Source organism: Streptomyces atratus, from assembly GCF_014648655.1.
In the GTDB taxonomy this organism is placed as follows: domain Bacteria; phylum Actinomycetota; class Actinomycetes; order Streptomycetales; family Streptomycetaceae; genus Streptomyces; species Streptomyces atratus.
Genome location: NZ_BMRN01000030.1, coordinates 41,708 through 63,066 on the forward strand (window position 1 = coordinate 41,708; position 21,359 = coordinate 63,066).

Consider the following 21,359-nt stretch of genomic DNA (forward strand, 5'->3'; position numbering starts at 1 on the left):
GTACGCCGCGATTCCGGAGAAAGGTTCAGCCCGGACCCGGAGAACCACCACCGGATATCCGCCTCATTCCGTGGCCTTGTTGCCGGTTCCGGGAGCGGTGCGTGACGCGGCTGTGCGTCCGCGATCGGCGTTGTCAGTGGTCGCAAGTATGTTCAGTCGTGTCCCGCCGTTGTGGCGCGGAAGTCCTCTTGGTGCATAGGAGATGGTGCGTTGTCCGACTGGGAGAGGTCGAGCACGGCACGGGTGATAGCACCCGCACGGCCGCGCAAGCTTGCCAAGGTTCCGTTTGTGGAGCTGGCCGACGGACGCTTGCAGGGCGTGGTGTCCAGCGGCTCGGACATTGAGCGGGTCTATGTCTCGTCGGTCGCGGCCGGCACTTACGCGTTCGCTTGCAGCACCAACAACAACCGGCCCTGCGGCGGCGCGCGGGGCTCGTTCTGCAATCATATCCGGGCCCTGATCAACGAGGCGGTGCTGCAGTATGGCGCCGAGCGCGTCGCCCGCTACCTGAGGGTCGAGATCGTGGACGGGGAGCCGAGCGCGCAGACCATTGCCACCGACATGAGCAACACACGTCCACCGCAGGGGGACACCAAGGCTGCCGCGCCGGTCTTCAGCAGGTTCCTGCGTCACCTGGCCTACCTGGAACTCGCCCCGACCACCGCACCGTTGCCGGAGATGCAGTGGTTCCCGCCGACGAGGGCGGTGGCTTGATGCGCGCCGACCTGCTCTGCGAAACGATTGCCGGGCTCGACGAAGCCCTGACGGCCGTCGACGCCTTTGACCGGGCTCTCGCCGCCGGCCTGCTCCGCCCCCAACCGGCCCAGGCCGCCGGCCTGACAGAGCTCGCCCGCGCCGTCGAGGGGACGCCGCTGGCTGCCAGGGTCGCCGAGGCGGCCGAGAAGGCGGCGGACGGAGCCGCGAGCGAAGACCAGTTCGTCGCCCTCGCCGCTGCCCGTACTGCACTGCTCGGCTCCGTTCACGACGCACTGATGACCCGCGTCGAGGAGGCGACCGGTCGGTCCGGCAGCGAGGAGAGTGTCCCGGCGCCCGGCGGGCAGCAGGCCGTGAACCTGCTCGCCGCCGCCCGCTCCTGGCTGTCGGATCTGGCGCGCTCCGGGTGGCAGGGCATCGACCACGATGTGGTCTCCGGGTCGGCGCAAGTCGTCTCCGCAATGCTTCCGGACCCGGCCCTACGCCGCCTGGCGACGCTCCTCGACGGCTTCTCCGCCGAACTCGCCGCATCCTGCCCGGGCGCGGCCCTGGAAAGGATCCCGGCACGCCGCTGGGCCGACCTGTGGTCGCGCGCGATGCTGCTGACGCTGCCCGGTGCGGCCGACGTGCCCATGACCGGTACGGCCACCGGCCGCCTGCTGCCCCTCGGCGTCGACTTGCAGGAACACGCGACCGCTGCACAGGCCCAGGTCCACGCGGTGTTCGAGCCCGCAGACGGCGCCGCGCCCCGCCTGGTACGTGCCGGCGTGTCGGTGCCGAAGCCCGACACGGTCGTCGGAGCCGGCGTCTGGCAGCTGCTCCGCCCCCACATGTCGCTGCTGGCGGCCGTCAGCGAGGGCCGCTCAATGGATCTCGTCGGCATGCCGGTCACCGCCGAGGGCGACCTGGTCTGGAGCGACGAGCACGCGCGCCCGAGCGAGCCCGCCGACGCCTTCGCCACTGCCCGCGTTGCCCTGCCCACTGCCACCGACGCGGCGACCGCACCCCTGGACCGGCACCCGGCGCGCATCGCCGTACCCGTGTTCCTGGAGGGCTACGCCGCCCAGAAGGGCGACGACACACTGACGTTCACCGTCGCCGGACACCCTCTCGCTGTCGACACCGACCGCATTCCGACCGCCGGACCGCTCACCCCCGACGCCGTCGCGGCGTCCGGTGCGTGCATCGGGCTGCTCCGCTGGGACGCCGGGACGTATCGCGTCCAGCCTCTGGCCGTCGAGACGACCGTACGGAAGAAGGCTGTCGCGATCCACGCCGGGGGATGGGCCGGGGGAACGACCGACAAGGCCGGCGTCAAGGCCGAGAAGGCCGCCACCGACGCCGTGGCCGTGCTGCGGGAGCGCGCGGGGAGGCTGCTGCGGAAATGACGGAGCACACGACTGAACAACCGGCCGGGTACGCGACCTCACAGAACCCGGAGGCGGACTTTCACGACAACCGCCGTCAGGTCTTGTACTGGCGCCTCCTCGCACGCCTCTTCGACCATGAGGAGCAGGCCTCGCTGGAATCGGCGAGCCTCGCCGTCGTCGATGACATAGGTCTGCCGTCCGCGCTGCTGGACCCGCAGGCATCCGTCGACTCGATCGTGCAGCGCCACCCGGAACTGGCTGCCGAGTTCGACGGTCTGATGGCGCCCGAGCCCGACGACGAAGGCGCATGCGGCCGGGCCGCCGAGGTACGGCGCGCGGCACTGGTGTCGAAGGTGCTGCTCAATGTCTTCGCCTCCGGCTCCGGCACGGTCACTGCCGGACAGCTGGCGCGCTGGCAGTCCGACGCCGGCTGGCTGGAGCGTGCGCTGGGCTGCAAGCCCGGCGAACTGCGTGGCGGCCGCGCCGGCGGCGGGGCCGGGAGAGGTGCCGCAGGACCGGGCGTCGGCCCGACCGTCACCGGCGGCCCGGGCACGAAGCACGATCTCGGCCGGTTGATTTCGACGATAGGCCCGGAACTCGGCGCCATCGAGGCCGACCTCGTCAAGCGGATGCACCTGCGCGAGGTCCTGGCCGATCCCAAGCTCGCCGCGCAGCTGACCCCGAGCATGTCACTGATCGAACAGCTGCTGCGGGACAAGAACAACCTCTCGGGCGTGGCCCTGGCCAATGCCAAGGCCCTGATCCGCCGTTTCGTCGACGAGGTCGCCGAAGTGCTGCGCACCCAGGTGGAAAAAGCCACGGTAGGCGCCCTGGACCGCTCCGTCCCGCCCAAGCGGGTGTTCCGCAACCTCGACCTCGACCGCACGATCTGGAAGAACCTCACCAACTGGAGCCCGGAGGAGGAGCGGCTGTACGTCGACCGCCTCTACTACCGGCACACCACCCGCAGGACGACGCCCCAGCGGCTGATCGTCGTCGTGGACCAGTCGGGCTCGATGGTCGACTCGATGGTGAACTGCACCATCCTGGCGTCGATCTTCGCCGGGCTGCCGAAGGTGGACGTCCACCTGATCGCGTACGACACGCGTGCCATCGACCTGACGCCCTGGGTGAATGACCCGTTCGAGGCCCTGCTGCGCACCAACCTCGGCGGCGGCAACGACGGTCCCGTCGCGATGGCCATGGCCCGTCCGAAGATCACCGACCCCAAAGACACCGTGATGGTGTGGATCTCCGACTTCTACGAGTTCGACCGCTCCCAGCCGCTGTTCGAGGGTATTGAGGCCGTCCACCGCTCCGGAGTGAAGTTCATCCCCGTCGGTTCCGTCACCAGCTCCGGCCGCCAGGAGGTCAACCCCTGGTTCCGTGAACGCTTCAAGGCCCTCGGTACTCCGGTGCTCTCCGGCCACATCCGCAAGCTCGTCCACGAGCTCAAGACGTTTCTCGCTTAGAAAGGCCCTGTTATGTCCGACCTGTTGCGCGCCCCTGCCGAGATCAAGTACGCCGAGGAACTGGACTGGCTGGAGTCCATCGACGACAACCCCAAGCCCTTCTCCTGGCGTCTGTCCCCGAAGATGGTCCGCTTGTTCATCCTGGGCTCCGAGCGTTCCGACGGCCTGGACCGGGAAATCCCGCAGAAGTGGTACGGCGACCGCAGTTTCGTCGAGCGCTCCATCGTCACGCTGGCCTCCGACCGCGGGCTTCTGCTCATCGGCGACCCCGGCACCGGCAAGAGCTGGCTGGCCGAGCTGCTGTCCGCCGCGATCTCCCGCAACTCCACGCTGGTCGTGCAGGGTACGGCCGGCACCACCGAGGACCACATCAAGTACTCCTGGAACGTGTCCATGGTCATCGCCAAGGGCCAGTCGCGGGAGTCGATGATTCCCTCGCCGATCATGACCGCGATGGAGGCGGGCGCGATCGGCCGTTTCGAAGAACTCACCCGCTCCACCAGCGACGTCCAGGACGCGTTGATCTCGATCCTGTCCGAGAAGTACATCTCGGTCCCGGAACTGGACAGCGACAACATCGTGTTCGCCAAGCCCGGCTTCTCGGTCATCGCCACCGCCAACAGCCGTGACCGGGGCGTCAACGACCTGTCCTCGGCGCTCAAGCGCCGCTTCAACTTCGTCCGCATCCCGGTGGTGACGAACAAGAAGAGCGAGGCGGAGATCGTCCGCTTCCGCACCGAGGAACTGTTGCGTCGCCATCAGATCGAGCTGGATGTGCCGCCGACGCTGCTCGACGTGCTGCTGCAGAGCTTCGCCGACCTGCGCGCCTCGGCGGCTGCGGCCGGCAGCGACGACGAGAAGCTGGAGTCCGCGCTGTCGTCCGCCGAACAGATCGGCGTGCTCGAGGACGCGATCCTGCACAGCAACTTCTTCGGGGAGCGCGCCCTGACGGCCCGTACGCTGGCTTCCTCGCTCGTCGGGTCACTGGCCCGGCGCGAGCCCGAGGACCTCGCCATCCTCAACAAGTACCTGCACGGCGTCGTCGAGCCGCGCAGCAAGGAAGAGGGCGGATCCTGGCCGGAGTTCCTGGAGGGCGGCCGCGACGCGATCGCCACCCTGTCATGAGCAGCACGCACGAGGGGCCCTTCGAAGCACTGCGCGGGCAGTTGCAGGAGGCCGCCGCGACGTTCGCCGACGGACCCGACGCCCTGCAGGGCATCCTCCTCGGAATCGTCGACGACGTCGATCGCGCGGTGCGTGAGCCACTGGAGATCTTCCCCGTCTGCCACCACTCGCCCGCCTCAGCGGTTGCGATGGCACGCCGCCTGCGGGAGAAACAACCGAAGGTTGTGTACCTGGAGCTGTGCGAGGACATGGCGCCGCTCCTGACCGAACTGCGCAACTGCAAGCTCCCGGTGGCCCTCCAGGCGTTCGCGACCGAGGTCGACGGCTTCCCGGCCGAGTGGTCCCCGCTGTCGGTGGTCGCACCGATCACCGAGGCATCGGCCGAATACCAGGCGATCGCCTACGCCCTGGACACGCCGGGCGTAGAACTGGTCCTCGTCGACCGTTCCTCGGACCACGTCTTTCAGTGGGACGCGCGCGAAACGCACGCCGACGAACCAGCGGATCCGGACGCACCGCGCGCCGAGGAGGAGGCCGCGCTGCACGGCGACGCGGTCGGCGTGGAGATCGGCGACCTGCGGCCCCGCTTCGCCGAACTGGAGGAACACCTGCTGCGCCACGGCAGGGTGCGGCACTGGTCGGAATGGTGGCACCAGTATGTCGAACTGCCGCTCGGCGACAGCGACCACGACACCTACCGCCAGGTCATGCTGCTGATCGGCAGCCTCTTCCGGCGCCTCGCACCCGGCGACCCCCATCGGGTGCGCGTGGACGAGGACCGGGAGCGCTACATGTGGACCAGGATGCGCGAGCACCTGTCCGCGACCGGCACCGATCCTGCGGACTGCCTCTACATTTGCGGCGCCTTCCACGCGGCCAGTCGCGTCGGCGAGTTCGGCGTCGACGGCACCGACACCTTCGAGATCAGTCCGCGCAGCGCCACCAAGTGGCAGCAGGGCTTGATTCCGTCCAGCCACGCGGCGATCGAGGCACAGTTCGGCCTGGCCGCCGGCTCGGTGTCGATCGCCGCGACGGTCTGGGCGAAGAACGTCAGGCGCACGCGCGTGGAGCCGTACCGCCTGGCGGGACAGGCGGGTGCGAAGAAAACGAAGGCCAAGAAGACCGCGGCCGCGGCGGCGCCCGTACCGGCGGTCGGGCCCTCGGACAAGCTGACCGGCTTCCTGCAGCAACCGCCCGTCCTGGACCGGCTGGACGAGACCGAACTTCTCGGCTGGTCGGTGGAGATCGTGCGCGCCGCGCGCCGAGGCGGCTACCTCGCCTCCACCGCCGATGCCATCGCAGTGTTCGAGACGTCGATCCTGCTGGCCGGGATGCGTGACCGGGCCAGGCCCACGCCGTACGACTTCCAGGATGCGGCCGTCACCTGCATCGAGAAGGACACCGTGCCCGGCCGGCGCGACGTGCGCCGCCTCGTGGAGATCATGATGGGCGGCGACCGGGTCGGCCAGGTCGGCTACGAAGCGCTGCCACCCCTGGCCCGCGACGTGCACGACCGGCTCGCGCCCTTGAGCCTGAAGCTCCAGCAGCGCGGCGTGCAACGGGCGCTGCTGGACATCGCCTCCGAGCCGGAACTGGAGCGGTGTTCCGACGTGCTGTGGATGCTGCGGTTCCTGATGCCGCAGGGCGCGGCTCGGCCGATCATGGGCGAGCGGAGACTGGGGGAGCGGCCGATCCAGGAGTCGTGGGACCTGGCGCTGGGCACCCATCAGCGTGCGCTCATCGAGCTCGGCTACGAGGGCGTCAGCATCGAGCAGGTTCTGGAGCAGCGACTGCGCCGCACGGCGTACGGCCCGCACGCCACCGCGGCGACCGTCCTGGAAGCCGTCGAGGACGCGACGTTGTACCTGTGCAGCCGCCGCCTCGCCGACGAGCTGGGCACACGCGCCCTGGAGGTACTGTCGGCCGAACGCAGCGTGGACGGCGCACCGGAGGTGCTGCGCCGGGTGCGGCGGCTGCTGGCGTACTACCGCACCAGCGAGCCGGTGCTGCCGCCGTGGATCGAGTCCTTCGTCAAGACCGGATACGCGCACTACTGCACCCTGCTGCCGACGGCGTTCACCGACGACGACGCCACCGTCCGCCAAGTGGCAGCGATGCTGGGCTTCCTGTTCAGCATGGAGAGTCTGGCGCTGTCACTGGGCTGCGACCGGGCCCAACTCGAGCTGGCCGTCGCCCAGTCGCATCCGCAGGACCCGTCGAAGACGGCGCTGCTGTGGGCGGCTCAGGTTCAGCTCGGGCACCTCTCTCGCGCGGACCTTCGGGCAAGGTGTGACGAACTGCTCGGCAACCCCTTGGTGATACCTGCCTACCCGCGCTACCTCAGCGGCTTCGTACACGCCCTGGAGCCCGTCCCGGGCCTCACCGACTTTGTCGTGGAGGCAGTCTCGAACGCGTTCGGACGGCTGCCGGACCCGGTGCTCCTGCCTTGGCTGCCGACCCTGATCACCACCCTGCGATCGGGCGGCGCCGAGCTGGCCCCGCTGCTGATCCGTGAGGCCGGGCGGATCTTCCCCGGCCGGCTCGCAGCGCTGGACGAGTGGGTACCGCCGTGGCGGTCGCAGCCGGAAGCCGTGCATACGGCGCGGCGCGCGGACGCCAGCCGTGGTTGCACGCTGCTCGCTGCCCATCCCGCGGCGTGCGACGCGGTGGCGAGCCTGCTGGGCTGTGACGGGACGTGGGAGACGGTGGATCCGGGTCCGTCAGGCGCGGCACTGGCCGGTCGCCATCCGGATACGGCCGTGGCGCTGGAGGGGCTGCTGGCCGGCGCGTGATCTCGGCGGGGCGGAGGCCCGCGCAGCGGAACCGCCGTCGGCGGCGACCGGTGCCGCAGGCTCCCCGACGCGGCCCGGCACGCGGGCCCAGGTCCGGCCGCAGCCGGGCCGGGTCCGCGGTCAGCTGCCGGGCGACGGCCGCCGTCACGCCCACCCGGCCGGCCAGGGCCCGGGGTTCGGGCCGTGTCCGGTACATCCGGACGCACCCGGCGACATCCGATCACGCTCGAACTCGCTCGGTGCCGCGTGGTCCAGGGGCAGGAACAGCGGAGGTGCCTTGGTGCAACCATGCGGCCCGCAGATGCATCTCCATAACTGAAGATCAAATGGTTTGGGAAGCGGGAGAACGATGAACAGGCCGTTGCGGCACATAGCCGTCTTCTGCGGGCTGCTGGTGCTGGCCTTGCTGCTCCGGGCGAACTGGCTCCAGTATTTCCAGAGCGATGCTCTTGCCACTGACGAGCACAACCGCCGGGTGAAGATCGCTCAGTTCGCCAGCCCGCGCGGCGACATCATCGTGGGCGGTGACCCGATCACCGGTTCGAAGGCGGTCTCCGGCACGGACTTCAAGTACCAGCGGACCTTCAAGCAGGGCGCGATGTACGCTCCGGTAACCGGGTACGCCTCACAGGCACAGGGCATGTCCCTGCTGGAGAAGACGTACGACAGCGTGCTCAGCGGCCAGGACGACCGGTTTGCCTTCCGGCACGCCAAGGACATTCTCGCCGGCGAGCAGCGCCGCGGCGGCGATGTGATCACTACGATCGACCCGAAGGCGCAGAAGGCGGGCTACAAGGGGCTGACCGACCTCGGTGCCCGCGGCGCGGTCGTCGCTCTCGACCCGCGCACCGGAAAGGTCCTCGCGCTGGTCTCCACCCCTTCCTACGACCCGTCCGTCTTCGCCGGGAATTCGTTCAAGGAAGGCGACAGGTTCCAGGACCTCGTCGACGAAAAGGCCAAGCCCCTGGCCAACCGTCCGCTGCGCGAGACCTTCCCGCCCGGCTCCACCTTCAAGATCCTCACGGCGGCCGCCGCTCTGGAGAACGGTGTGGTCACCGACGTCGACGCGGCATCCGAGGCCGTTTCCCCGTATCCTCTGCCGCTCTCCTCGAACAAGATCAGCAGTGAAGCCGGCGACGCGGTCTGCAACAAGGCGTCCATGAAGACCGCCATGCAGTACTCCTGCAACAACGTCTTCCTCGACGCGGCATCGAAGCTCGGCGCGGACAAGATGCGCGAGACAGCGGAGAAGTTCGGCTTCAACGCCGATGTCTACTCCGACGAGTTCGGCGACATGCTCGCCACCAAAAGCCTCTACCCGAGCCAACTGGACAAGCCCGGGACCGCGCTGACGGGTATGGGCCAGGGCAGCCTCACCAGCACCCCGATGCAGATGGCCATGGTGACCGCCGCCCTCGCCAACGACGGCAAGCTGATGCAGCCGTACATCGTCGAAGAGCTGCGCGGCCCCGACCTGTCGACCTTGGAGAGGAACGAACCGAAGCTCAAGAGCCAGGCCGTCTCCGAGGAGACGGCGAAAAAGGTCCAGGAAATGATGGAATTCACTGCCAAGGAGGGCAGCGCCCAACGTGCCCTGATCGACGGTGTCACGGTCGGTGGCAAGACCGGCACGGCGCAGCGCGGTGTGAACGTGAATGACGAGGTGCCGTACGGTTGGTTCGTCTCGTACGGCAAGAAGGCCGACGGTGCGTCGGTGGCGGTCGCGGTCTTCATCGATCCCACCGACATGGACATCTCCCGCTCGGACATCTCGGGCGGACGGCTGGGCGGACCGATCGCGAAGCGTGTGATGCAAGCAGTTCTGGGAAGCTGAGGAATCAGCTCATTTGGTGTGTCTGCGGTCTGATCCGCCGGACAGAACCAGGGCTTTGTCAGGTGTATGGCAGGTCGTGGTTTTGGTGGTTCTGCTGTTGGTCCGGGGCGGATCAACCCGGGCAGCCATATCCGAGGTCCAGCCCGGCCGCGCACCTCGCCTCCCGAGGAGTCCGGATACGCTTCGGTGACTATGACACCCCGGACACCCTGCATACCGCGTTCAGGGACGCCGACCGCCCGCGCACGTCACGGTGTATGAGGACGACCAGCATGTCGCCTTCCTTGACCGGTATCCGACAACGCCGGGGAAGGTGCTCGTGGCCCCAAATGCTCACATCGAGCACGCTGTTCGCGATCTGAATGAGTTTGCCTACCTGCGACTGATGTCGGTGGTCCGCAAGGTGGCCCTGGCGGTGGAGACGGTGATGAAGCCCGAGCGTACGTACCTGCTGTCGCTTGGAAGGCAGCAGGGGAATTCACATCTTCATTGGCATATCGCCGGCCTTCCTGTGGGAACCCCGTACCGGCAACAGCAGTTTCACGCTTTGATGGCCGAGAATGGCGTGCTGTCCGTCACGGACGAGGAGTCTGCTGCGATGGGCGAACGTTTGCGTGCGGCACTTTCCGAGGGCTGGATGGCCGACAGCGAGTAGGCGGCGCTGGGGCGCTGCCGCGTGGCCCGGCCCCAGACGGTCGCCGCAGCCGCGACAGTCTCGTTCCCCAGGCCCAGTGCGATGCCGCTGCTGGTGCGCTCGGCTTCGGTACCGCTCCGCTCGGCAACATGTTCCGCGCCATCCCCGACGAAGAGGCTGCGGCCACCGTCGAGGCCGCCTGGGACCAGGGCATCCGCTACTTCGACACCGCACCTTCTACGGCGCCGGTCTCTGCGACGTACTGTCACAGCACCCGCGCGACGAGTTCGTCCTCAGTACGAAGGTGGGCCGCGTCGTCCTCGGCGAGATCGAGGACCCTGCTGCCCGGGACCTCGGCAAGAAGGGCGGACTCTTCGAGCACGGCCGTCCGAACAAGATGGTCAACGACTACACCGCCGAAGCCACCCTGCACTCCATCGAGGACAGCCTCGAGCGCCTCAGGACCGACCGCCTCGACATCGTGTGGGTGCACGATGTCGCTCAGGACTTCTACGGAGACGACCCCAGGGCCTTGCCGCACTGCACCAGACACTCACCGTTGAAGCCGACTGACAGGCGGGCTGGGTTCCATGTCCCGGAGTCGTGCTCGGGGCGGGCGGCCGCCCTGGTCACGGGTGCGAGCGGGCGCTACGCCATCCTGGTCGGGTTGGACGATGCGGTCCGCCCTTCGAAAAGGGCGCCGACGACCTTGATGCCGATGGTGGTGTCCTTGACGGCGGCGTTGAACGAGACAGGCTCCGGGTGGGTGTGATCGGTGAGTACCTCTATGGGGCCTGCTTCTCCTTGGGGTGCTGAGCGACTGTGCCCACGGCGAGGGCGTTGGCGGTTACGATCACGGCGATGGCCAGCCACGATGCCATGTCGATGTGCTGGTCCAGCACGAGCAGGCCGACCAGGGCGGCGAACACCGGGTTGACGCTCATGAAGATCCCGAAAAAGTGGGCCGGGATCCGGCGCAGCGCGAGCAGGTCAGCCAGGAACGGCACGGCGGAGGACAGCACTCCGGCGACCAGCGCGCACAGCAGAGCAGGGACGGTGGGGCGGTGGAGCCACAGGACTGCGACGCCTACGGGCAGGTAGAGCAGGCCGGAGACGGCCGCAGCCGCGGCCGAGCCCTGCAGACCTGGCAGGCGCTTGCCCACGGTGCGGTTGAGCAGGATGTAACAGCCCCAGCAGACGGCGGCGAGGAGGGCCAGACCGATGCCGAGGTAGTCGGTGCTCGGCCGGGGACGCGTGAGGACCACCACGGCCGCAGCGACGGCGAGGGCGCCGACCAGATTGGTACGGCGGCGGGAGCCGGCCAGCGCCACGGTGAGCGGGCCGAGGAACTCCAGGGTGACCGCGAGACCGAGACCGATCCGGTCGATCGCCATGTACAGCGTGAGGTTCATGGCGGCGAACACCGCCGCCAGGCCCAGCACCGGCCGCCATTGCGCGGTGGTGAATGACCGCAGCTTCGGCCGGCCCGCGCCCAGCAGCACTGCGGCGGCCACCCACTGGCGCACCGCCACAACGCCTACCGGTCCGAGGACCGGGAAGGCGAGGGCGGCCACCGACGCTCCGACCTGATTGGACAGACCGCTGCCCAGCATCAGGGCGATCCCGGACAACCGGGGCGGGTCCATCGAAGGTGAACGGAGCTTGAGCTGCGGCACCTGCGCTGCCTGGTCACCATCGTCGACACCGGCGGCTTCACCGATGCAGCGATCGAGCTCGGTGTTTCCCAGGCCGCGGTCTCCCGCACCCTGATTGCGCTGGAGCGAATCCTCGGCGTACGGCTGCTGCACCGCACCAGCCGTACCGTCACCCCCACCACCGCCGGTGTACAGGTACTCGCCGGCGCCCGCCACCTGCTCGCCGACGCCGATGAACTGGTGCGCCTGGCCACCACTGGCCACACCCGCCTGCGCGTCGGCCACGCCTGGTCGGCAATGGGCCGCCACACCACCGAGTTCCAGCGGCGCTGGCACGACCGCCGCCCCGATGTCGAACTGCACCTGATCCGCCACAACACCCCCACCGGTGGCCTGGCCGAGGGCCTGTGCGACCTGGCCGTCGTCCGCACCGCCATCGACACCCGCCGCTATGCCCACGCCCTTGTCGGCCAGGAGCGCCGCTGTGTGGCCCTGGCCTCAGACGACCCATGGGCCAGGCGTCGCAGTGTCCGGCTGGAGGAAATCCGCGAGCGCACCCTCGTCGTCGACCGCCGCACCGGCACAACCACCCTGGACCTGTGGCCCGAAGGTTTCCGCCCCGCCGTGGAGAACACCCAGGACATCGACGACTGGCTGGCCGCCATCGCCACCGGCCGTTGCGTCGGCGTCACGCCACAGGCCACCGCCACCCAGTACCGCCGTGACGGCATCACCTACCGGCCCCTGCGTGACGCCGACCCCGTGCCTGTCCACTTCATCTGGCGCCGGCATGACCCCCACCCTGCTACTCACGCTGCCGTCGCCCTGCTCTCCGACCTCTACCGAGAAGACGCCTGACACCGAGCTCTCGACACGGAGCCTGGAACCGGTTCTGCTGGGGCGGCACGTCCGGAGTCACCGCCGGAGGCCCGCGAGTCGGTTTGCCGGTCGTCCCCAGGGGCCGGAACGCTGCAGGCGCCCTGCCCAGGGACTGCGGGCCGGTGGCAGATGACGCCGGTGCCTCGGCGGCTACGGGAATACGGCGCTCGGCCGACGCGCGCGCCGATCGCAACTCCTCGGGGCGGTTCATTCCGACGGTGCGGAGAAGGATGCGCGGTCGTGCGGGCTCAGTTCCGTCCGATTTTCGGTCGCGGCCGGTACCTCGGTGGACATTCACCGGCGATTTGTTGTGCGGTGTTTGATAACCGAGCATGGAAGCTTCCCCCGGCGGTACCCGCAGCTGGCGTGCGCCCGCACGCTGGGCCGCCGCTGCACGGGCCGGGGGGCCGTGGCGCTGCCTCGCCGGGGCAGGCGACGGTACCCAGCACGATGAAAGGCGCACCATCCCCATGCACGACACCGGAACCGTCTCGCAATCGGCTCCGGCCCCGGGCGGCCCCGCTCCGGCCCCGACCCAAGGCCCCGACCCAGCCCGGACGGGGCACCTTCCGTCCCCGGAGCGGGAAGGGGGCAGCCGGCACGCCCGGCGCTTCGGGCTTCCGGTCGCCACCGCGCTGGTCATGGGCAACATCATCGGCGGCGGCATCTTCCTGCTCCCCGTGTCCGTCGCCCCGTACGGCACCATCAGCCTCGTCGCCTTCGGCGTGCTCACCGTCGGGGCCATCGCGCTCGCTCTCGTCTTCGGACGGCTCGCGCAGCGTGACCCGCGCACCGGCGGGCCGTACGTCTACGTGCGCGAGGCCTTCGGCGATTTCGCGGGATTCCTGGCCGCCTGGTCGTACTGGATCACCTCCTGGGTGAGCAACGCGGCGCTCGCCGTCACCGCCGTGGGCTACCTGGACGTGCTGCTGCCCCTGCACGGCTCGCCGTGGCTGATGATGAGCGCCGCACTCGTCGTGCAGTGGCTGCCGGCTCTCGCCAACCTCGCCGGAACCCGTTACGTCGGCGCGGTGCAGCTCGTCTCCACCGTGCTGAAGTTCGTCCCCCTGCTGCTGGTCGCGATCGGTGGGCTGTTCTTCTTCGATCCGGACAACCTCGGTCCCTTCCAGGCCGGCGAAGGGGGCGCGCTCGGCGCGGTCTCCGCGTCCGCCGCGATCCTGCTCTTCAGCTATCTCGGCGTCGAGTCGGCGGCGGTCAGCGCGGGTGAGGTGCGTAACCCGCGGCGCAACGTCGGGCGGGCGACCGTCCTCGGCACGCTCGGCGCGGCGCTGGTGTACCTGCTGGGTACTCTCGCCGTCTTCGGTACCGTCGCGCACGACAAGCTGCTCACCTCCAGCGCCCCCTTCACCGACGCCGTCAACGCCATGTTCGGCGGCACATGGGGCGGCATGGCGGTCGCCTGCGCGGCGCTGGTGTCGATCGTGGGCGCGCTCAACGGCTGGACGCTGCTGAGCGCCCAGACCGCGTACGCCGCCGCCCGCGACGGCCTGTTTCCGGCGCGCTTCGCGGTGAAGCGGCGCGGAGTGTCGACCTTCGGCGTGACTGTCACGGTTGTCCTCGCCTCGCTGCTGACTGTCTACAACTACATGGCCGGGACGGCCCGGGTGTTCGAGATCCTGGTGCTGGTCACGACCTTCACCGCGACCGTCCCATACCTTCTGGCGACGGCGGCCCAGCTGTACTTCCTCGTCTCGGGACAGCATGACCGGGTCCGCCCGGCTCGCCTCGCCCGTGACGCCGTGCTCGCGCTCGCCGCCTTCGGCTTCTCCATGTGGCTCCTGGCGGGCTCCGGCTACGCAGCCGTCTACCAGGGCGTGCTGTTTCTCTTCGCGGGTGTCCTGGTCTACGCATGGATGTCGGCCCGCAAAGCGCGCGCCTGAGGCCTCGGCGGGGGACTGGTCAGCCGATCGGCCAGGTGCGGGCGGGCGCGTTGGAGCGCATGTGCTCGACGTGCCGGCAGGTCATCCGGTCTGTGCGGTCGCGCGGGGCAGGCCCGCATGCGGGTCACTGCACGCCGGTGGCGCACACCTCGCATCCCACTCGCGGAAGACCGGCGGTGTGGCGGCCGTGGGCGCCGGGGTTCTGAGGGTTCCCGTCGTGTGGAGGTATGACGCGGACCGGATGTGCGCGGAGACGGCCGGCTGAGGAGGAAGTCGCCGACGTTTCAGAGTTCCGCCGACTGCCCATGGAGATCGCCGGTTGGGTGAACGGAGTCATGCCGTCGAGGGTGGCGGGGCAACGCGCATCATCCCTTTGCGGCGGCGGGACCCCGCACATCGTTCGCGGGTGGGCCCGACGCACCGGCCCGGCCCCACACTGCACGTCAGGACCAAGTCGGCCGATCAGGTGCCGATCCCGCGATTCTGCGTAGTCCCTTCGAGTAATGCGTTACCCACAAAGGGCGAACCGGGACAATGGGGGCGGGGGGTGGAAGGAAGATCGACGGGAGAGTGGTGCATGCCCCTGCGGAGGCGTAAGGCGCAGCTGAAGGCCCGGGCCGGGCAGGCGGCGGTCAGTGGATACGGTGTGGTGGATGCGCGCCTGCCCGTCAGCGAGTTGGCCAGGCAGTTGCTGCGCAAGGCCTTTCCGGACCACTGGTCTTTCCTCCTCGGCGAGATCGCCCTCTACTCCTTCGTGGTCCTGCTCCTCACCGGCGTGTACCTCACCCTGTTCTTCGACCCGAGCATGATGGAGAGCGTCTACACCGGCTCCTATGCGCCCCTTCAAGGCGTGAGGATGACGCAGGCCTACACCACCACCCTCGACATCAGCTTCGCCGTGCGCGGGGGCCTGCTGATCCGTCAGGTCCACCACTGGGCGGCGCTGGTTTTCGTCGCAGCGATCGCCGTCCATATGCTGCGGATCTTCTTCACCGGCGCCTTCCGCAAACCGCGGGAGGCCAACTGGATCGTGGGCGTGACACTGTTCGTACTCGCGCTCCTCGAAGGATTCGCGGGCTACTCGCTGCCCGACGACCTGCTGTCCGGTACGGGCCTGAGGACGGCGGCCACCATCGTGGGGTCGATCCCTGTCGTCGGAACGTACTTGGAGCTGTTCGTCTTCGGCGGAGGGTTCCCGGGCCATGACGTGATCCCCCGTCTGTATCCCGTGCATGTCCTGCTCGTGCCCGGCCTGATTGTGGCGCTGATCACCGCTCATCTCATCCTGGTGGTCTACCTCAAACACACGCACTGGGCGGGTCAGGGGAAGACCAATGAGAACGCCGTCGGCTCACCGGCGTTTCCTCATTTCACCGCGAAGACCACAGGTTTCTTCCTCATGGTGTTCGGCGTACTGACCTTGCTGGGCGCGCTCGCCCAGATCAACCCAGTATGGAACTACGGCCCCTACCGCGCCGACCAGGTTTCCGGTAACGCACAGCCGGACTGGTATGTCGGGTTCCTGGAGGGCGCGCTCCGGCTGATGCCGCCGTGGGAGACCGACATCGCGGGGCACACCATCATGTGGAATGTGTTCATTCCGGCGGTTGTGCTGCCGGGCGTGGTCTTCACAGTGCTGTTTCTCTATCCCTTCTTCGAGAAGTGGGTGACGGGCGACCGCAGGGAACACCATCTGTGCGACCGGCCGCGCAACCGGCCGACCCGTACGGGGCTCGGCGTGGCGGCCATCGTCTTCTACGCCGTTCTCCTGGTCGCCGGCGGCAACGACGTCGTCGCCCTCTCGTTCAGGGTTTCGGTCGAGGCCATGACCTGGATCCTCAGAACCGCGCTGATCGCTGCTCCGCTCCTGGCCTTCGCGTTGACCAAACGCCTCTGCCTGGCCCTTCAGATGCGGGACCGCCGCCGGCTGACCGAGGGCGAGGAGACCGGCCAGGTGACCCAGTCGATGAACGGCGACCTCTCGGAGAGCCACCGCGGCCTGAGCCCGACAGCCCGCTACCGCATCCTGATGCGTGATGTCCCGACGCCCCTGGAGCTCCCCGCGGAGGGCCCGGTCTCGCGTCGGCGACGGCTTCGGTCCGTATTGAGCGGCTGGTACTACGGGGACCGCGTGGAACTGCCCGCCACGGACGAGCAAAGGTCCCGGATCGCCGAGCGGACCGCGCCGCCGGAGCCGGTCCGCGGGCCCGAGGGCTGAGAACCGTCCTCAGTCCTGGGCGCGCGCGTATTGGAAGACCATTCCGAACACCCCTGCCAGGACCACGCCCAGCCCGATCAGGAAGAGCCACAGACCGAACACCACACCGAGAGCGAGCACGGCCATCCCTGCGGCTGTCAGCGACGGCCAGATGCTGTGCGGAGAAAAGAAGTCCACCGGGCCGGACCGCTCATGGATGTCTCCGTCCCCGCGGTCCTCGGGGCGCAGGCCCTTCCTCCGGTAGTTGGTGGCGAAGAAGAACGTGACCAGCGACGCCATGAGGAACGAGATGGTCAGAGCCGCCGTGCCTGTCGGATCCCGGGACCACACGGCGTAGAGAACATCGGTCACGAGAAAGAACCCCGCGACTCCGGCGAAGAGAACGGCCTCGGTCTTCATTCGCCCGACTCCTCCGAGGCGCCCGATGTGGAGTGGGGCCCGCCTCGGCCGAGGCCCGGCTTCTCTGGTGTGAGGGGGTGGTGCAGGTCGAAGGCCGGCGAGTCGGAACGTACGCGAGGCAAAGCCCGGAAATTGTGCCTCGGAGGCGGGCAGGAGGTCGCCCACTCCAGGGAACGGCCGAACCCCCACGGGTCGTCCACCTCGACCTTCGGCGCGTAGCGGCTGGTGTGCCACACGTTGTACAGGAATGGCAGTGTCGACAGGCCCAGCAGAAAGGAGCCGATGGACGAGGCCGTATTGAGCAAGGTGAAGCCGTCCACCGCGAGATAGTCGGCGTAACGCCGGGGCATTCCGGCCTCACCCAGCCAGTGCTGGACCAGGAAGGTCAGCTGAAAGCCGACGAACAAGGTCCAGAAATGAAGACGTCCGATGCGTTCGTCCAGCATGCGTCCGGTCAACTTGGGCCACCAGAAGTAGAAGCCGCCGAACATCGCGAAGACCACTGTTCCGAAGAGCACGTAATGGAGGTGGGCGACGATGAAGTACGAATCGGTGAGATGGAAGTCCAGCGGGGGTGAGGCGATCAGCACTCCGCTGAGGCCGCCGAGGAGAAAAGTCACGAGGAAGCCAATCGCCCAGAGCATGGGTGTCTCGAACGAGATACTGCCGTGCCACATGGTGCCGATCCAGTTGAAGAACTTGACACCGGTGGGCACGGCGATGATGAACGACATGGCGGAGAAGAAGGGCAGGAGAACGGCTCCCGTCGCAAACATGTGGTGGGCCCAGACAACCGCCGAGAGCATGGTGATGCTGATCGTGGCCATCACCATTCCGAAATACCCGAACATCGGCTTCCGGCTGAACGCGGGAATGATCTCGCTCACCACTCCGAAGAAGGGCAACGCGACAATGTAGACCTCGGGATGTCCGAAGAACCAGAACAGGTGCTGCCACAGCAGCGCCCCGCCATTCGCGGAGTCGAAAACATGCGCCCCGAACTTCCGGTCGGCCTCGAGGACGAGCAGCGTGGCAGCGAGCACCGGAAACGCGAGCAGCGCGAGGATCGAGGTGAACAGAATATTCCAGGTGAAGATCGGAATCCGGAACATGGTCATACCCGGGGCGCGCAGACAGACGATCGTGGTGATGAAATTGACCGATGCCAGGGTCGTACTGATCCCCGACAGCACCAGGCCCATGGTCCAGAGGTCTCCGCCGGCGCCGGGCGAGAAGACGGCACTGTTCAGCGGAGCGTAGGCGAACCAGCCGAAGTGTGCCGCGCCGCCGGGCACCACGAAGCCGGACACCACGATGATTCCGCCGAAGAGGAAGAGCCAGTAGGTGAGCGCGTTGAGGCGGGGGAAGGCGACGTCGGGCGCGCCGATCTGGAGTGGCATGATCGCGTTCGCGAAGCCGCCGAACATCGGCGTGGCGAACAGCAGCATCATGATGGTGCCGTGGATGGTGAACAGTTGGTTGTACTGTTCTGCGCTGACGATCTGGAGTCCTGGCCGGGCCAGCTCCGCTCGCATGAGCATGGCCATCACCCCGGCCAGCAGGAAGAACCCGAACGCGGTGACCATGTAGAGATTGCCGATGACCTTGTGGTCCGTGGTCGTCAGCCAGCCCATGAGCCTCACACCGGCATTGATGCGCTTGTTGGCCGCCGGCTCGGCCGGCGGGGCTTCCTGCAGGTCCTGCGCCATCGGTTATCCGTCCCTCCCGGTTGACTCGATGGTGGAGCCTGCCACCATGGACGGCCCGTACGACTGGCGGTGACACCTCGAATTTCACCGGTTCACCGGTGCTCCGATCGGGTGTCCCAGCCGCCCGCAGCGTCCAGGATGCCCGTCGGTCATGGGCCGGACCGTCGTCATGTCTGGTGCAGGCGCCGGGGCGGACCGGGTGACGGCGCGTCTGTCCGGGCGGGAACACGCGGCTGGGCCCTGCAGCGGACCAGCTGTTGTGGCCCTGCGGCCGGCCCGCGAACCGGGCGGTTCCCCTGGCGACCTCCGCGAGCGACCGGTTCGACGCCACCAACACATCGTCCGGCGCCGTCGACGCACACCTGAACGCCTCGAAGGTCTACGAATATCTCAAGGACAAGCTCGGCCGTGACGGCGTCGACGGCAAGGGCGGCACGATCTACTCCGTCGTCAACGTCGCGAACAACGGCAAGGACTACGCCAACGCCTTCTGGGACGGCTCCAAGATGGTCTACGGCCACATGGACGGTGTGCCGCTGTCCGTGGGCCTGGACGTGGTCGGCCACGAGATGACCCACGGCGTCACCGAGCACACCGCCGGCCTCGTCTACCTGAACCAGTCGGGCGCGCTCAACGAGGCGATCTCCGACTACTTCGGCAATGCCATGGAAACCGCCGACAAGGGCGTCGCGATGAGCGACCCGACGTCCGGCCTCATCGGCGAGTACCTCTGCAACGGCACCAAGCCGCTGGAGGAGTGTGCGCTGCGCGACCTCAACGACGGTCGCAACGCGCAGAAGGACTACGAGCCCATCACGCTCGACATCGACAACGGCGGTGTGCACCACAACTCCACCATCGTCGGTGGCGCACTGTGGGACATCCGCAAGAACATCGACGCGGACCTCGCCGACCGGATCATTTACCGGGCGAGCCAGAACTATCTCACGCCACTGTCCGGCTACACCGACATGCGCAATGCGGTCACCCTGGCCGCGAGGTCCCTGAAGGTCTCCGCTGCCGAACTCGACACCATCGGCCGGGCCTTCGACGACCACGGCATCGAGGAGGGATGGGAGCAGAAGGCCGGCACCCATGACGGCACCACCATCGGCGCCGACGTCCTGCCCGCCTACGAGGTCTACAGCGGCATCGACGAGCAGGCCGCCCAGATCAGTGGCGATGTCTACGCCATCGGCCACGGTGACGCGATCGCCTGGGGCGAGGGCGGTGCCGCCTTCGGCATCACAGTCGGACGCTTCGGTAAAACTCCCCAGCACGAGCTGGCGCAGTCGGACGCCTACCTGATGGACCCGTCCCTCGACGACGAGCGTGTCGTCTTCACCCGGATCTCCGCCGCCGGCGTCGGCATCTACCGGGCCGGAGACAAGGGTCAGGGCGCGATCAAGAAGCTGGTCGACACCCCGGACGCCGACGAGACCGAGCCGGTCACCGAGAACGGTGCCCTCGCCTACATCAGCACCACTGCCGATGGCGAGCAGGATGTCATGCTCCTGAAGGCCGACGGCACCACGGTCAACGTGACGCCCGAAGCCGGGACCAAGGCCTCGCGCCTCGCCATGAAGAACGGCACCATCGCCTGGGCCGGCGGCGACGGGACGTACCTGTACGTCTACGACATCGCCACGGGGACGACCCAGAACAAGCGGATCCCCGGCTTCCTGTTCAACAGCATCTCGGACATCCAGCTCACCTCGGACCGCGTCTTCTACCGCATCAGCGGCGGGTTCCTGATCCCGAGCACCACCATCGGATCGACACCGGCCGCAGACGTGACCCAAATGAAGAGCCTGACCTACCCGAAGAGTCTGTACGTCGCTCAGTTCTCGGTCAGCGACGAGTACTTCGCCTACTCGACGTACGACATCTGGGGCGCTCTCGGCGCCTGGAGCGGTCCGACCAATGTGAAGGTCTCCAGGACCGAGGACGTGCTGGCCGGGCTGAACAACTTCAGCTTCGCTTCCTGCTCCTCCGGTTCGCAGCTGGCCCCGTCGCTCGGTGACGGACAGCGGATCGTCTGGCTGGACACCACAGCCGCTGCGACGGACGTGGTGACGCGCGGGACGTTCGCGGGCACCTGCGAGTAGCATCCGCCACACGCCGGAGGTGGTCACCGGACCTTCCGGTGACCACCTCTTCGCGTACGAGCAACCAAACGCTCGTCAACTTCCTGGCGACGACAGTGCGTACCGGACCTGTGACGCCGCTCGGTGCACCACGACGAACCGTTGCGCTCGTGGACACGCACGACCGTCGACTCGGGCGGGTGCTGTCCAGGGCCTCCGCCTTGAGCCGGTCGGGAGAACGGGCCGCACCCGGCCGACGGCACCCACACACAGGTGATCAACGAGTGCGTTCCGTGAGCAACTCCGCCAAGCGGTCGACGAATTCGCGCTGCCAATCCAACCGTGATCCGTTGCCGGTGCTGCGGAATCCGTGGCGGCGGCCACAGAACGCAGCCTGGACGGCATGGAGCCGGGCCCACCCACCCCGGGCGCGGTCGCGATCGAGTTCTGCGGCCTCGGTGAAGACGTACAGCGTGGCACATCGGCATCGGCGGTGCTCTCCTGTCACACCGGTTGCAGCCTCGCCGTCCCGCGGCGGCAGGGCTTTCGCTTGTCCGCGGCCGGTCGCCG

General features: G+C 68.2%; 14 protein-coding genes and 1 pseudogene. 12 read left to right on the forward strand and 3 right to left on the reverse strand.

The features are described 5' to 3' along the window. The first annotated feature begins 210 nt into the window (after positions 1–210). The 8 genes and pseudogenes from IEZ15_RS31745 to IEZ15_RS31780 all read left to right on the forward strand — a co-directional run. The gene (locus IEZ15_RS31745; RefSeq protein WP_189280437.1) at positions 211–714 is read left to right on the forward strand and encodes a hypothetical protein; all 504 of its coding nucleotides are present in this window, start codon (positions 211–213) and stop codon (positions 712–714) included. Next, positions 684–2,102 carry a hypothetical protein gene (locus IEZ15_RS31750; RefSeq protein ID WP_229846224.1) on the forward strand — a complete coding sequence of 473 codons (1,419 nt, stop codon included), beginning with the start codon at positions 684–686 and terminating at the stop codon, positions 2,100–2,102. The genes IEZ15_RS31745 and IEZ15_RS31750 overlap by 31 nt, the downstream gene beginning before the upstream one ends. Further along, the gene (locus IEZ15_RS31755) at positions 2,099–3,556 is read left to right on the forward strand and encodes a VWA domain-containing protein (RefSeq protein ID WP_189280438.1); all 1,458 of its coding nucleotides are present in this window, start codon (positions 2,099–2,101) and stop codon (positions 3,554–3,556) included. Before IEZ15_RS31750 ends, IEZ15_RS31755 begins: the two co-directional genes overlap by 4 nt. 12 nt (positions 3,557–3,568) lie before the next feature. Next, positions 3,569–4,681, forward strand: a complete 1,113-nt coding sequence (locus tag IEZ15_RS31760) for an ATP-binding protein (RefSeq protein ID WP_114242725.1) — start codon at positions 3,569–3,571, stop codon at positions 4,679–4,681. Then, a complete protein-coding gene (locus IEZ15_RS31765; protein ID WP_189280439.1) occupies positions 4,678–7,473 on the forward strand; it encodes a DUF5682 family protein in 2,796 nt (931 codons plus the stop codon). Before IEZ15_RS31760 ends, IEZ15_RS31765 begins: the two co-directional genes overlap by 4 nt. A gap of 349 nt (positions 7,474–7,822) precedes the next feature. Then, positions 7,823–9,307 (forward strand): peptidoglycan D,D-transpeptidase FtsI family protein, encoded by a 1,485-nt coding sequence (locus tag IEZ15_RS31770; protein ID WP_189280440.1) that lies wholly within the window; start codon positions 7,823–7,825, stop codon positions 9,305–9,307. A 253-nt stretch (positions 9,308–9,560) separates the two neighbouring features. Further along, complete coding sequence (locus IEZ15_RS31775; RefSeq protein WP_189280441.1) at positions 9,561–9,962, forward strand: HIT family protein; 402 nt, start codon at positions 9,561–9,563, stop codon at positions 9,960–9,962. Between the two features lie 128 nt (positions 9,963–10,090). Beyond that, positions 10,091–10,464, forward strand: a pseudogene (locus IEZ15_RS31780) (aldo/keto reductase); the annotation flags it as partial. Positions 10,465–10,726: 262 nt separating this feature from the next. Here IEZ15_RS31780 and IEZ15_RS31785 read toward each other — a convergent pair. Further along, positions 10,727–11,554 (reverse strand): EamA family transporter, encoded by an 828-nt coding sequence (locus tag IEZ15_RS31785; RefSeq protein ID WP_189280470.1) that lies wholly within the window; start codon positions 11,552–11,554, stop codon positions 10,727–10,729. A gap of 54 nt (positions 11,555–11,608) precedes the next feature. Here IEZ15_RS31785 and IEZ15_RS31790 point away from each other — a divergent pair, with 54 nt between their 5' ends. From IEZ15_RS31790 to qcrB, 3 genes are all read left to right on the forward strand, one after another. Continuing rightward, positions 11,609–12,454: a LysR family transcriptional regulator gene (locus tag IEZ15_RS31790; protein ID WP_189280471.1), complete on the forward strand. Its 846-nt coding sequence runs from the start codon at positions 11,609–11,611 to the stop codon at positions 12,452–12,454. Between the two features lie 491 nt (positions 12,455–12,945). Continuing rightward, positions 12,946–14,376 (forward strand): amino acid permease, encoded by a 1,431-nt coding sequence (locus tag IEZ15_RS31795; protein WP_189280442.1) that lies wholly within the window; start codon positions 12,946–12,948, stop codon positions 14,374–14,376. A 577-nt stretch (positions 14,377–14,953) separates the two neighbouring features. After that, a complete protein-coding gene (gene qcrB, locus IEZ15_RS31800) occupies positions 14,954–16,594 on the forward strand; it encodes a cytochrome bc1 complex cytochrome b subunit (protein ID WP_189280443.1) in 1,641 nt (546 codons plus the stop codon). A 9-nt stretch (positions 16,595–16,603) separates the two neighbouring features. Here qcrB and IEZ15_RS31805 read toward each other — a convergent pair whose 3' ends face one another. Together IEZ15_RS31805 and ctaD are read right to left on the reverse strand one after the other, a co-directional pair. Then, positions 16,604–16,993 (reverse strand): cytochrome c oxidase subunit 4, encoded by a 390-nt coding sequence (locus tag IEZ15_RS31805; RefSeq protein WP_189280444.1) that lies wholly within the window; start codon positions 16,991–16,993, stop codon positions 16,604–16,606. Then, positions 16,990–18,702 (reverse strand): aa3-type cytochrome oxidase subunit I, encoded by a 1,713-nt coding sequence (gene ctaD, locus IEZ15_RS31810; RefSeq protein WP_189280445.1) that lies wholly within the window; start codon positions 18,700–18,702, stop codon positions 16,990–16,992. The genes IEZ15_RS31805 and ctaD overlap by 4 nt, the downstream gene beginning before the upstream one ends. 257 nt (positions 18,703–18,959) lie before the next feature. Between ctaD and IEZ15_RS31815 the strand changes: the two genes are divergently transcribed. Next, positions 18,960–20,810, forward strand: a complete 1,851-nt coding sequence (locus IEZ15_RS31815; RefSeq protein WP_189280446.1) for a M4 family metallopeptidase — start codon at positions 18,960–18,962, stop codon at positions 20,808–20,810. The last annotated feature ends 549 nt before the right edge of the window (positions 20,811–21,359 follow it).